The organism is Paraburkholderia domus (assembly GCF_905220705.1).
GTDB classification, from domain to species: Bacteria; Pseudomonadota; Gammaproteobacteria; order Burkholderiales; family Burkholderiaceae; genus Paraburkholderia; species Paraburkholderia domus.
The window spans coordinates 86232-98389 of the sequence record NZ_CAJNAT010000007.1 but is presented as its reverse complement, the minus strand read 5'-3'; the positions used below and the strand labels follow the sequence as shown (position 1 = coordinate 98389).

The 12158-nt window shown below is 62.3% G+C and carries 11 protein-coding genes; 9 read left to right on the top strand and 2 right to left on the bottom strand.

Features of this window, described 5'->3' with window-relative positions; genetic code table 11:
* Positions 1 to 8 precede the first annotated feature (8 nt).
* Complete coding sequence (locus tag KHO31_RS15220; protein ID WP_201076499.1) at positions 9 to 791, bottom strand: response regulator transcription factor; 783 nt, start codon at positions 789 to 791, stop codon at positions 9 to 11.
* 244 nt (positions 792 to 1035) lie between these two features.
* On the opposite strand from KHO31_RS15220, the gene recA reads away from it, so the two are divergent.
* The 8 genes from recA (at position 1036) to KHO31_RS15180 (ending at position 9699) form a co-directional block, all read left to right on the top strand.
* The gene (gene recA, locus KHO31_RS15215) at positions 1036 to 2115 is read left to right on the top strand and encodes a recombinase RecA (RefSeq protein ID WP_211623662.1); all 1080 of its coding nucleotides are present in this window, start codon (positions 1036 to 1038) and stop codon (positions 2113 to 2115) included.
* Positions 2116 to 2122: 7 nt separating this feature from the next.
* The gene (recX, locus tag KHO31_RS15210) at positions 2123 to 3058 is read left to right on the top strand and encodes a recombination regulator RecX (protein WP_236071263.1); all 936 of its coding nucleotides are present in this window, start codon (positions 2123 to 2125) and stop codon (positions 3056 to 3058) included.
* 139 nt (positions 3059 to 3197) lie between these two features.
* Complete coding sequence (locus KHO31_RS15205) at positions 3198 to 3938, top strand: DUF2889 domain-containing protein (RefSeq protein ID WP_201076495.1); 741 nt, start codon at positions 3198 to 3200, stop codon at positions 3936 to 3938.
* Positions 3935 to 5104 carry an ADP-forming succinate--CoA ligase subunit beta gene (gene sucC, locus KHO31_RS15200; RefSeq protein WP_120303042.1) on the top strand — a complete coding sequence of 390 codons (1170 nt, stop codon included), beginning with the start codon at positions 3935 to 3937 and terminating at the stop codon, positions 5102 to 5104. Before KHO31_RS15205 ends, sucC begins: the two co-directional genes overlap by 4 nt.
* Before the next feature lie 127 nt (positions 5105 to 5231).
* Positions 5232 to 6113 carry a succinate--CoA ligase subunit alpha gene (sucD, locus tag KHO31_RS15195; protein ID WP_030101039.1) on the top strand — a complete coding sequence of 294 codons (882 nt, stop codon included), beginning with the start codon at positions 5232 to 5234 and terminating at the stop codon, positions 6111 to 6113.
* 144 nt (positions 6114 to 6257) lie between these two features.
* Positions 6258 to 6962: a TerC family protein gene (locus KHO31_RS15190; protein ID WP_201076493.1), complete on the top strand. Its 705-nt coding sequence runs from the start codon at positions 6258 to 6260 to the stop codon at positions 6960 to 6962.
* Between the two features lie 192 nt (positions 6963 to 7154).
* A complete protein-coding gene (locus tag KHO31_RS15185) occupies positions 7155 to 7778 on the top strand; it encodes a pilin (protein ID WP_201076491.1) in 624 nt (207 codons plus the stop codon).
* 136 nt (positions 7779 to 7914) lie between these two features.
* Complete coding sequence (locus KHO31_RS15180) at positions 7915 to 9699, top strand: PglL family O-oligosaccharyltransferase (protein ID WP_201076489.1); 1785 nt, start codon at positions 7915 to 7917, stop codon at positions 9697 to 9699.
* A gap of 63 nt (positions 9700 to 9762) precedes the next feature.
* On the opposite strand, the gene moaC is transcribed toward KHO31_RS15180, so the two are convergent.
* A complete protein-coding gene (gene moaC, locus KHO31_RS15175; protein ID WP_211623660.1) occupies positions 9763 to 10239 on the bottom strand; it encodes a cyclic pyranopterin monophosphate synthase MoaC in 477 nt (158 codons plus the stop codon).
* A 134-nt stretch (positions 10240 to 10373) separates the two neighbouring features.
* Here moaC and KHO31_RS15170 point away from each other — a divergent pair, with 134 nt between their 5' ends.
* A complete protein-coding gene (locus KHO31_RS15170; protein WP_211623658.1) occupies positions 10374 to 12089 on the top strand; it encodes a M48 family metalloprotease in 1716 nt (571 codons plus the stop codon).
* Positions 12090 to 12158 lie beyond the last annotated feature (69 nt).

The following is a 12158-nucleotide window of genomic DNA, read 5'->3' as shown; positions in this document are numbered from 1 at the left end:
GGTGTCCTCTATTTATAGTGATGGCTCGCCGGCATCGCGGCCGACGGGGGCGAAGAGGGCGGCTCGGATTCGGCGGAGGCGTGCGGCGCGACCGTGTCGGCGCTCGGGTTCACGTTCGAGGGCAGGGCGGCTTTTTCGAGGCAATACCCGAGGCCTCGCACGGTGATGATGCGCACACCGCTCGGCTCGATCTTCTTGCGTAGCCGGTGCACATAGACTTCGATCGCATTGTTGCTGACTTCCTCGCCCCATTCGCACAGATGGTCGACGAGCTGTTCTTTCGACACCAGCCGGCCGATCCTTTGCAGCAATACTTCGAGTAGACCGAGTTCGCGCGCCGACAGGTCGATCACCTGCTCGTTGACATAGGCAATCCGGCCGACCTGATCGAACGAAAGCGAACCGTGCCGCACCACCGTCGGGCCGCCGCCCGCGCCGCGCCGGGTCAAGGCGCGCACGCGCGCCTCGAGTTCGTTCAGCGCGAAGGGTTTGGCCATGTAATCGTCGGCGCCGAGATCAAGGCCTTTGACGCGTTCGTCGACGCTGTCCGCAGCCGTGAGAATCAGCACCGGCACAGTCGAGTTGCGGGCGCGCAGGCGGCGCAGCACCTCGAGCCCCGACATGCGCGGCAGGCCCAGATCGAGGATCAGCAGGTCGAAAGTTTGCATCGAAAGCGCGGTGTCGGCCTCGACGCCGCTCTTCACGTGATCGACAGCATAGGCCGATTGGCGGAGTGATCGAACCAGACCGTCCGCGAGTATGCTGTCGTCTTCGGCAATCAGAATTCGCATGGTGTGCCAACCTGGCCTTGCCGGCACCGTGGGGTGTTCTCCCGGCGCACAGCGGTCTCCGAAAATTATTGTGGGTAGTTGGGCAGCGCGACGGTAAAAATGCGCGTTCGCATGAGAATCGCGCTTGCCAAAACTACTGTTTTTTTATACAGTGTCTGAGTTTCGTGTGCTGTCCTTCAAGAATCTTGAAAACGGGGGCCGCACATCTGCCTCAGACGCCGTTCATCATAGCAAAGGACGATTCATGGAAGAAAGCAAGAAAGGCTCGGCTGGACTGACTGCTGAAAAGGGCAAGGCACTCGCTGCCGCGCTCGCGCAGATCGAAAAGCAGTTCGGCAAAGGGTCGGTCATGCGGCTCGGCGCAGGTGAGGCGGTCGAAGACATCCAGGTGGTCTCAACCGGATCGCTCGGTCTCGACATCGCGCTGGGCGTCGGCGGTTTGCCGCGTGGCCGTGTGGTCGAAATTTATGGTCCGGAATCGTCCGGTAAAACCACGCTGACGTTGCAAGTCGTCGCCGAAATGCAGAAGCTCGGCGGCACGGCAGCGTTTATCGACGCGGAACACGCGCTGGACATCCAGTATGCGCGCAAGCTCGGCGTGAACGTCAACGACCTGCTGGTTTCGCAGCCCGACACTGGCGAACAGGCGCTCGAAATTGCCGACGCACTGGTGCGCTCGGGCTCGATCGACATGATCGTGATCGACTCGGTCGCGGCACTCGTGCCGAAGGCTGAAATCGAAGGCGAAATGGGCGACTCGCTGCCGGGTCTGCAAGCGCGTCTGATGTCGCAAGCGCTGCGCAAGCTCACCGGTACGATCAAGCGCACGAACTGCCTCGTGATCTTCATCAACCAGATCCGTATGAAGATTGGTGTGATGTTCGGCAACCCGGAAACCACCACGGGTGGTAACGCGCTGAAGTTTTACGCGTCGGTGCGTCTGGACATTCGCCGGATCGGTTCGATCAAGAAGAATGACGAAGTGATCGGTAACGAAACGCGCGTGAAGGTGGTGAAGAACAAGGTTGCGCCGCCGTTCCGTGAAGCGATTTTCGACATTCTGTACGGGGAAGGTATTTCCCGTCAGGGCGAAGTCATCGACCTCGGCGTGCAGGCGAAGATCGTCGACAAGGCCGGCGCCTGGTACAGCTATAACGGCGAACGGATCGGTCAGGGTAAGGACAACGCGCGCGAATTCCTGCGCGAAAATCCGGACATCGCTCGTGAGATCGAAAACCGTATCCGTGAATCGCTCGGCGTGAATGCCATGGCGGAAGCGGTAACCGCTGGCGCAGGCGCTGAAGTCGCGGACGAAGAAGAGTAACCCGCACGTGATACGCAAGGGCCGGCCGCAATCCAATGCTGCCAACGCTGGACGCAACGCGGACGGCCCGCGTGACGGTGACGACGATTCGTTCGAATCGTCGTCACCCTCTTCGTCGTCGCCTTCCTCGTCGCCGACCTCTCGATCCAACCGGTCGTTTGGACGACCGTCGGGAAATTCCTCCGGCAGTCCGTCCGGTAGTTCGTTCGGCAAATCGTCTGGAAGTTCTTTCGGGCGTTCCACCTCGCGTTCGCCACGCTATCCGGCCGGCAACTCAGCCGCTCGGCGCTCATCCGCATCAGATTCCGATCCCTTTGCCGCAGCTGGCGAGGCCGATCCGTTCGAGTCGTTCGATGCTCACGATCGCGCTTCAGGTCGTCAATCTCAGGCTGAATCTTCCGCGCAAGCTGAACCCGACCCGTCCGAAACCACCTATACCCGCTCGCGCCGCACACCTGGCGAGGCGAAGCCAGGGCAGGACGAGGCAAAAAAATCCCAACGTCCGGCCCGTTCGCTAAAAGGCCGGGCACTTGGCTATCTATCCCGGCGTGAATACAGCCGTGCCGAACTGGCGCGCAAGCTGAAGCCGTTCGTCGAGGAAACCGATTCGCTCGACACCGTGCTCGATGCACTTGAAGCCGAAAACTGGCTCTCGGATTCGCGCTTTGCGGAAAGTCTGATTCATAGGCGCTCATCGCGGCTGGGCGCGAGCCGGATCGTCGGCGAACTGAAGCAGCACGCGGTCGACCAAACGCTGGTGGAAGAAGCCAGCGCGCAACTGCGCGAAACCGAACTCGCGCGAGCCCAAGCTGTGTGGCGGAAGAAATTCGGCCAACTTCCCGAAACGGCTGCTGATCGGGCTAAACAGGCGCGTTTTCTGGCCTCGCGCGGTTTCTCCGGCGCGACAATCGGCAAAATCCTCAAAGGGTTCGACGAGGAGTGAAGCGGCGAGTAGCCCCCGGCTTTGAGATAGCGTCTGCCGCGCTCCCCGGCCCGCTGGGCGGCACTGCGCATTCCGACCTGTCTCAAATACCCAGTATGCTAAAATTCGGGGGTTTTCCAATCCGGCCTTTCCTTCCCGCATGCCGCTCTCCCCGCCAGTGTCCCGTCAGTTGCGCCACCGTCGCGCGATCAGAGCGGAAGCCTATGAGCGAGCCGATGGCCTGTGGGATGTGGAAGCGTGCTTGACCGACGAAAAACCGCGCGATGTGGTGCTTGCGTCGGGCGTCCGGCCCAATGGTCAGCCGATCCATGAACTCTGGCTTCGCATCACTATCGATCGCAAGCTCAACGTCGTCGACGCCGAAGCGTCGTCCGACTGGGTGCCCTATCCAGGGTTGTGCCAAGCCAGCAATCCCGCCTATCGTGCCCTCATTGGGCTCAATCTGTTCAACAACTTCCGTCGCGATGCTGCCCGTTTGCTGGCCGGCACGGCTGGTTGCACGCATCTCACCGAGTTGTGCGCGCTTTTGCCGACCGCCGCAATCCAGGCGTTCGCCGGCGATGTGTGGAACACCGGTGACAGCGCGCCGGGCGCAACGGCGAGTTCAGGGAACGGTGCGTCGGGCAGCACAGGCGAGCATTCCAACGACAAACCGCCATTCCAGCTGGGACGCTGCCACGCGCTGCGTTTCGACGGCGAGGCGGTGCAACAGTTTTATCCGCGCTGGTATGGCCGCGCTCCGTATACAGCGGATCGCGCGGCATCGTCAGGCGACGGGGCAGCCCGCCAGACAGGTGAGGGCGGCAACGCGTCCGGCATGAACGACGGCAGCGGAAACGAAGTTCAATCCAACTCTCAGACTGAAGGGAATCACGCATGAAGATTCACGAGTACCAGGGTAAGGAAATCCTGCGGAAATTCGGCGTCGCGGTACCGCGCGGCAAGCCGGTCTTCTCGGTGGATGATGCGGTCAAGGCCGCGGAAGAGCTCGGCGGCCCGGTATGGGTCGTGAAGGCTCAGATCCACGCGGGTGGCCGTGGCAAGGGCGGCGGCGTGAAGGTCGCCAAGTCGCTGGAACAGGTTCGTGAATTCTCGAACCAGATCCTCGGCATGCAGCTCGTCACGCACCAGACCGGTCCGGAAGGCCAGAAGGTGAATCGTCTGCTGATCGAAGAAGGCGCTGACATCAAGAAGGAACTGTATGTCGGCCTCGTGATCGATCGCGTTTCGCAGAAGATCGTCGTGATGGCATCGAGCGAAGGCGGCATGGACGTCGAAGAAGTCGCGGAAAAGACGCCTGAGCTGATCCACAAGATCGCCGTCGACCCGTCGACCGGTCTGAAAGACGCTGAAGCCGATGAGCTCGCAACGAAGATCGGCGTGCCTGCCGCTTCGCTGCCGCAAGCGCGCGCGATCCTGCAAGGCCTGTACAAGGCATTCTGGGAAACCGATGCATCGCTGGCCGAAATCAACCCGCTGATCCTGACCGGCGACGGCAAGGTCATCGCGTTGGACGCGAAATTCAACTTCGATTCGAACGCACTGTTCCGTCATCCGGAAATCGTCGCGTATCGCGATCTGGACGAAGAAGATCCGGCTGAAGTCGAAGCGTCGAAGTTCGACCTCGCCTACATCTCGCTCGACGGCAACATCGGCTGCCTCGTGAACGGCGCTGGCCTCGCAATGGCAACGATGGACACCATCAAGCTGTTCGGCGGCGAACCGGCGAACTTCCTGGACGTGGGCGGTGGCGCCACGACCGAGAAGGTCACGGAAGCGTTCAAGATCATGCTGAAGAACCCGAACCTGACCGCGATTCTGGTCAACATTTTCGGCGGCATCATGCGCTGCGACGTGATCGCGGAAGGCGTGATCGCGGCGTCGAAGGCCGTGTCGCTGAAGGTGCCGCTCGTCGTCCGCATGAAGGGCACGAACGAAGACCTCGGCAAGAAGATGCTCGCTGAATCCGGTCTGCCGATCATCGCGGCTGACAGCATGGAAGAAGCGGCTCAGAAGGTCGTCGCGGCCGCTGCGGGCAAGGCGTAAGCCAAACCCCAAGCGCGGTTACCAGGATTACGAATGGCGGCGCGCGTGTGATGCATGAGCGGCGCGGGCGAAGAACATCCCGCCGCGCCACGCACCACCGCGACGCCAAACGAACAGAGGTCAATACATGTCGATTCTGATTAACAAAGACACCAAGGTCATCACGCAGGGCATTACCGGCAAGACCGGTCAGTTCCACACGCGTGCTTGCCGTGAATATGCAAACGGCCGCGAAGCGTACGTTGCAGGCGTGAACCCGAAGAAGGCCGGCGAAGATTTCGAAGGCATTCCTATCTACGCTAGCGTCGCTGAAGCCAAGGCCGAAACGGGCGCGACCGTGTCGGTGATTTACGTTCCGCCGGCAGGCGCTGCTGCTGCCATCTGGGAAGCTGTTGAAGCCGACCTGGATCTCGCAATCTGTATCACGGAAGGCATTCCTGTGCGTGACATGATCGAGCTCAAGGCACGCATGCGCGCAAAGAACAGCAAGACGTTGCTGCTCGGACCGAACTGCCCGGGCACGATCACGCCGGACGAACTGAAGATCGGCATCATGCCGGGTCACATTCACCGCAAGGGCCGCATCGGCGTCGTGTCGCGTTCGGGCACGCTGACGTACGAAGCAGTCGGCCAGTTGACGGCGATCGGCCTCGGCCAGTCGTCGGCAGTGGGTATTGGCGGCGACCCGATCAACGGTCTGAAGCACATCGACGTGATGAAGATGTTCAACGACGATCCGGAAACGGACGCCGTCATCATGATCGGCGAGATCGGTGGTCCGGACGAAGCGAATGCCGCTGAGTGGATCAAGGACAACATGAAGAAGCCGGTGGTTGGCTTTATCGCCGGTGTTACGGCGCCTCCGGGCAAGCGCATGGGCCACGCCGGCGCGCTGATCTCGGGCGGTGCGGACACGGCTGAAGCCAAGCTGGAAATCATGGACGCATGCGGCATCAAGGTTACGAAGAACCCGTCGGAAATGGCGCGTCTTCTGAAGGCGATGCTGTAAATCGAAATTCGCGCGCAGTCACGGCGCGTTTTTGATACGCTTACGAAACCCTTTCGTGAGCGAGCAGTCTTAAAAAGCGGGGGAGTGTAGACTCCTCCGCTTTTTTATTGCTCGCGCGTCCGATTCCTTCTTATTCTTTTGCTCATGCTCGAGTTCTTCGCCACGCTCCATTGGGGCGCCGTCATTCAGATCATCGTCATCGACATCCTGCTGGGTGGCGACAATGCCGTCGTGATCGCGCTTGCCTGCCGCAACCTGCCGGCTGAGCAGCGTACGAAAGGCGTGCTGTGGGGCACGGCCGGCGCCATCGTGTTGCGCGTCGCGCTGATTGCGTTCGCTGTGGCGCTGCTCGACGTGCCGCTGCTGAAATTCGCCGGTGGCCTGCTGCTGCTGTGGATCGGTGTGCGTCTGATGGCGCCCGCGCATGACGTCCACGAGAACATCAAACCGGCCGACAAGCTGATGTCGGCGATCAAGACCATCATCATCGCGGATGCGGTGATGAGCCTCGACAATGTGATCGCGATTGCTGGCGCTGCCGAGGCAGCTGATCCGGCGCACCGCCTCGCGCTGGTGATTTTCGGCCTGGTGGTGAGCATTCCGCTGATCGTGTGGGGCAGCCAGTTGGTGCTGAAACTGCTCGACCGCTTTCCGATTGTCATTACGCTCGGTGCCGCGCTGCTTGGCTGGATCGCCGGCGGCCTGATCATCAATGACCCGGCAGGCGATCGTTGGCCGATCCTGGATTCGCCCGTGGCCGAGTACGGCACGAGCATTGCCGGCGCGCTGTTCGTCGTGATCCTCGGTTATCTGCTCAAGCGCCGCAACGCCCACCGCGCGGCGGCTTAAGCTGAACTCAGCCTGAACAGTGGCGGGACGTGCCACGGCAACGGTGCGTTGGCCCGAACATAGAACCGCACCCGCCGCACCAACGCAACGTTAGCCATTCGGCTGACTGTGTGGAACGATTGCCGCTGGCTACGATTGAAACGCCTGTCCCCGATTCGAGGGGCAGGCGTTTTTCGTTTCAGGAGCCTGCCGATGATCGTTACTTTGCCGTACTCTCCTTTCTCACAGTCCACGCCTTCCCCACGGAACCCGTTCGAACGAGCGCGCTGGACCGCACCTCTTGCACGTGCCTGCCGCCGCTTCGGTTTCGGCTTTACGCTGATCGAGTTGATGATCGTGCTGGCCATTGTCGGTGTCATCGCGGCCTACGCGATTCCGGCGTATCAGGACTATCTGGCCCGCAGTCGCGTGGGGGAGGGGCTCTCGCTGGCCGCATCCGCGCGGCTCGCGGTGTCCGAAAACGCTGCTAGCGGCAATGCGCTTGGCGGCGGTTATGCGTCGCCGCCTGCCACCCGCAACGTCGAATCCGTTCACGTCGACGACGATACCGGCCAGATTACCGTTGCTTTCACGACGCGCGTCGCACCTGCCGGTTCGAACACCCTGACGCTCGTGCCCTCGGTGCCGGACAATGCCGATGCGCCAACTGCGCGGGTCGCCTTGAGCAAGGGTGCCGTGCAGGCGGGCGCGGTGACCTGGGAATGTTTCGTCGGCGGCAAAACGGCCTCCTCGCTGCCTGCGCCAGGCGCCGGGCCCGCACCTGCCGATGCGCCGTCCTTGCCGTCCAATCTTGCACCACCGGAGTGCCGCGCCTGAATGGTGGTATGAGCGGCCGGATGAGTAGCCGCTTGAACGTAAAAGGCTGATTTTCGGGATATTTCAGCCCAGCCGGCGCACAGCAGGAGAATTTTTTTGTATAGTGCGCCGGTTGCTGACGCCCTCCGGTTATTCGATGCCCACCCCATTTGCGCGCTACCTGTCTCTCATTCTGTTGGCTCTCGCGTTGGTGCTGCCTTATGCAGTCGTCGGCCACACGTATCCGATACCGACCTTCTACGCTGAATTCACGGCGCTCGCGCTGTATTTGCTGACGGGTGCGGGTGTCGTGCTGCTGGTTGGGACGGCCAGGCCGCGCGTGACGTTTGCGTCGCCGGTTGTCGCGCTGGTGCCCTTGTTGTTCGGGCTCGTGCTGGTCGCGCAATCGGTGCTGCTGCCGGTCTCGCAGCCGTCGATGAATTGGCTCGGCGGCGGTTACCTGCTTGCCGCATTCATGGCGACGCACGCCGGCTACGGTTTTGCCCGCGCCAAGCTGAATGAAACAGCGCTGCGCTGGGCGGCCGGGGCGTTGATCGTCGGTGGCCTGTTTGCGGTGTTCTGCCAGGTGATCCAGCTGTTTCACCTCGAGGCGCGAGTGTCGCCGCTGGTCGTCGCCTATAACGTGACCGTCGGGCGCCGGCCTTTCGGCAATATGGCGCAGGCGAACCACCTTGCCACTTATATCGCGTTCGCGATGGCGGGCGCGCTCTTCCTCGTGCAGACGCGCCGCATTGCCGTCAGCATCTGGCTGCTCGCGTCGACGATCTTCGCGATTGGACTCGCGCTGACCGTGTCGCGCGGCCCCTGGCTGCAGATGGGCGTGATCGTGGTGGCGGGTTTCTGGATGGCCTTCGCGCAGACGCGCAGTCAGCCGCTTCTCCGCCGCAGCAATCGCGAATGGCTGATTCCGATCGCATTGGCGGTGCTGTTCTTCGTGGTCAACGTGTTGATCCGCTGGGCCAATGTGCACTACCACCTGGAACTCGGGGAGTCCGCGGCTGACCGTTTCAGGGACGCCAGCAAGATCGCACCGCGCCTCGCGCTGTGGAAGTACGGCTGGACGATGTTCAAGGCGCATCCGCTGCTGGGTGTCGGCTGGGGCGAGTTTCCGAGCTACCAGTTCGAGTATGTAAAGTCGCTGGGCGGCGTCGAGATCGCCAACAACTCGCACGACATCTTCATCGACCTGCTCGCGAAGACGGGCTTGATTGGCCTCGCGATCGTGCTGTTCGGCCTGATCACGTGGCTGGTGCGCGTGGTGCGCGCGCCGCAAAGCGCCGCACGCGTGTTCGGCATCGCGCTGATCGGCGTGCTGGTTATGCATGCGCTGGTCGAGTATCCGCAGCAGTACATGTTCTTCCTGCTGCCGGCGATGTTCGTGTTCGGCTTGCTCGAGACACGGCCGCTGCGCCTCGTGCCTGGGCGCCTGTCGTTCGGTGCGTTTGCTGTGGTCGTGTTCGGAGGTCTTGCCGCACTGTATCCGGTGTATCGCGACTACACGCGCGCCGAGGTGCTGTATTACGGCTCGCGTCCCGCCGAGCAGTATCAAGCGGCCCCGTCGTTCCTGTTCGGTGCGTGGGGCGAGTACGGCCTCGCGACGCTGCTGCCGATGAACTCGATGAACCTGCAACACAAGCTCGCGATGCACAAGCAGGCGATTGCGCTGCTACCCGGTGAAACCGTGCTGCGCCGGTATGCGGTGCTGCAAGCACTGAGCGGCGACACGGCAGGGGCGTTCGACACCGTCGAGCGCCTGAAGATTTTTGCTCAGGAGTTGAGCGACTGGCCGTCGCAGTTGGCCTATCTGTATGAGCTGTGCGACGAGCAGAAGACGCTGACCGGTTTCAAGGCGGAGCTGGTCAAGCGCTACGGGCTGCCGTCAGGCGACGTCAATAAGGACGACGACAGCGACGAGGATTGAGTCGCGCTGTCGTTTTGTAGCCTCAGCTGTAGAGGTGGAGCGGGGCGATGACGCGGGCCGCCATCAACCCGCCACCCAATCCCCCGACTTCCCGCCGTGCTTCTCCAGCACTTTCACATCGGTGATCGTCATCCCACGATCCACCGCCTTGCACATGTCGTACACCGTCAGCAGCCCGACTTGCACGGCGGTTAGTGCTTCCATCTCCACGCCCGTGCGTCCCAGCGTTTCAACTTGCACCGTGCAATGCACACCGGGCAACGTGTCATCGAGTTCGAAGTCCACTTTCACGCGCGTCAGCGCGAGCGGATGACAGAGCGGGATCAGATCGGCGGTGCGTTTTGAGCCTTGAATCGCGGCGATGCGTGCGATGCCGATCACGTCGCCCTTCTTGGCGTTGCCGTCGCGGATCAGCGCGAACGTCTCCGGCAGCATGCGAATCGAGCCGCGCGCGACGGCGATGCGCTTGGTCTCCTGCTTGCTGCCGACGTCCACCATATGCGCCTGGCCGGCGGCGTCGAAATGAGTGAGTTCAGGCATGGTTGGGCTCCTTCAGAGGGCGCCTATCATAGCAGCGTGATTGGGCGGGTCGAGATGATTACAATTGCCCTATGCCCGCTATCTTAGTCCGAGCGGCGGGCGTCGCTTTTCGACTTCGTCATACCGACCTCGCGATGCGTTCGAAACGGATTCTCGCTGTGTTGTTGTCTGTCGCGCTCGCGGCGCCGCCGGGCGCGTTCGCGCAATCGCGGGCCGCTCCAAGTACGAGCCTCGCGCTCAACATGCAGTCTGCCGAACCACCGTTGGAAAGCGGGCCGGTCGACACTTTCGCCGACCCCATCTTGCCGCCCGACATTGCCAAAGGCGTATTCGGCGTCTATGGCGGCGCGCAGAGCCGCTTGTCCGGCACCAGTGGAGGAACGGCGGGTTGGCGCGCCCCGATCGTCACGCAGCAACTGCCCGATCTCGGCAACGGCGGCTCTGGCTCGCTAACACCGCAAGCGGAACGCAAGCTCGGCGAGCGCGTGATGCGCGAGTTGCGCCGCGATCCTGACTATCTCGACGACTGGCTGGTGCGCGACTACCTGAACTCGGTCGCGGCGAAACTCGCCGCGGCGGCGAGCGCGCTATACATCGGCGGCTATCGTCCGGACTTCGACCTGTTTGCGATCCGCGACACGCAGATCAACGCCTTCTCGCTGCCGGGCGGTTTTATCGGCGTGAACACCGGATTGATCGTGACGACGCAAACCGAGTCCGAACTCGCCTCCGTGCTCGGCCACGAGATGGGACACGTGTTGCAGCGGCACATTTCGCGGATGATCACCACCGGCGAGCGTAGCGGCTATGCTGCGCTCGCCGGCCTGTTGTTCGGCATTCTGGCGGGCGTGCTCGCGCACAGCGGCGACCTCGGCAGCGCGATTGCGATTGGCGGCCAGGCCTATGCGGTCGACAACCAGTTGCGTTTCTCGCGTTCCGCCGAGCATGAAGCGGATCGCGTCGGCTTTCTGCTGCTGGCCGGCGCCGGCTACGACCCCTACGCAATGACGACGTTTTTCGGCCGCCTCGATCGCGCGGCGATGAACGACACCGGCATACCGGCCTACGCACGCACGCATCCGCTGACTGGCGAACGGATTGCCGACATGGAGGACCGTGCGCGCCGCGCGCCGTACCGGCAACCGCATCAGGCGCCCGAGTACGGATTTGTGCGGGCGAGGGCGCGCTTGCTGCAGGACCGCTCGCGCAGCGAGTACGCGGATGAAATTTCGCGACTGCGCTCGGAAATCGAGGACCGTACGGCCGTGAACATCGCCGCGAATTGGTACGGAATAGCGTACGGGCAGATGCTGCTCGAGCGTTACGACGATGCCGCGGCGTCGCTGGTTTCAACCCGTGCTGCGTTTGCTGACAGCGAGCGCGGTGAAGGGGCGCCGATGCGCAGTTCGCCGAGCCTCGACGTGCTGGCGGCCGACATCGCGCGACGCGCTGGACGTGCTGACGAGGCGGCTCGTCTGGCCGACTTTGCGCAGAAACGCTGGCCGCAGTCGAACGCCGCGATCGACATGCATATCCAGACCTTGCTGACCTTGAAGCGATTTGCCGATGCGCAGGCTTTGGCGTTGAAAGAGACGCGTGCGCAACCCGATCAGCCTGCCTGGTGGTTGTATCTCGCGCAGGCGAGTGCAGGCAGTGGCGATGCGTTGACGCAGCATCGGGCGCTGGCCGAAAAATTCGCACTAGAGGGGGCGTGGCCGTCGGCCATCCGGCAACTGAAGGAAGCTCGCGATCTGAAGTCGATCGGCTACTACGATCTCGCTACCGTCGATGCCCGGTTACATGAGATGGAGAGCCGCTATAAAGAGGAACGGCTTGACGAGAAGAGTTAGCGCTCTCAGGTCTTTGCTATCTGACCGGAACCTCACGGATGAAAAGAGCCCAGGCCGCAATTAGACAAG

Excerpts from the sequence above, each read along its gene's own strand:
- moaC (WP_211623660.1), bottom strand. The coding sequence starts at position 10,239 with ATGCCTGAACTCACTCATTTCGACGCCGCCGGCCAGGCGCATATGGTG.
- KHO31_RS15190 (WP_201076493.1), top strand. The coding sequence starts at position 6,258 with ATGCTCGAGTTCTTCGCCACGCTCCATTGGGGCGCCGTCATTCAGATC.
- sucD (WP_030101039.1), top strand. The coding sequence starts at position 5,232 with ATGTCGATTCTGATTAACAAAGACACCAAGGTCATCACGCAGGGCATT.
- recA (WP_211623662.1), top strand. The coding sequence starts at position 1,036 with ATGGAAGAAAGCAAGAAAGGCTCGGCTGGACTGACTGCTGAAAAGGGC.
- KHO31_RS15205 (WP_201076495.1), top strand. The coding sequence starts at position 3,198 with ATGCCGCTCTCCCCGCCAGTGTCCCGTCAGTTGCGCCACCGTCGCGCG.
- KHO31_RS15220 (WP_201076499.1), bottom strand. The coding sequence starts at position 791 with ATGCGAATTCTGATTGCCGAAGACGACAGCATACTCGCGGACGGTCTG.
- KHO31_RS15180 (WP_201076489.1), top strand. The coding sequence starts at position 7,915 with ATGCCCACCCCATTTGCGCGCTACCTGTCTCTCATTCTGTTGGCTCTC.
- KHO31_RS15185 (WP_201076491.1), top strand. The coding sequence starts at position 7,155 with ATGATCGTTACTTTGCCGTACTCTCCTTTCTCACAGTCCACGCCTTCC.
- KHO31_RS15170 (WP_211623658.1), top strand. The coding sequence starts at position 10,374 with ATGCGTTCGAAACGGATTCTCGCTGTGTTGTTGTCTGTCGCGCTCGCG.
- sucC (WP_120303042.1), top strand. The coding sequence starts at position 3,935 with ATGAAGATTCACGAGTACCAGGGTAAGGAAATCCTGCGGAAATTCGGC.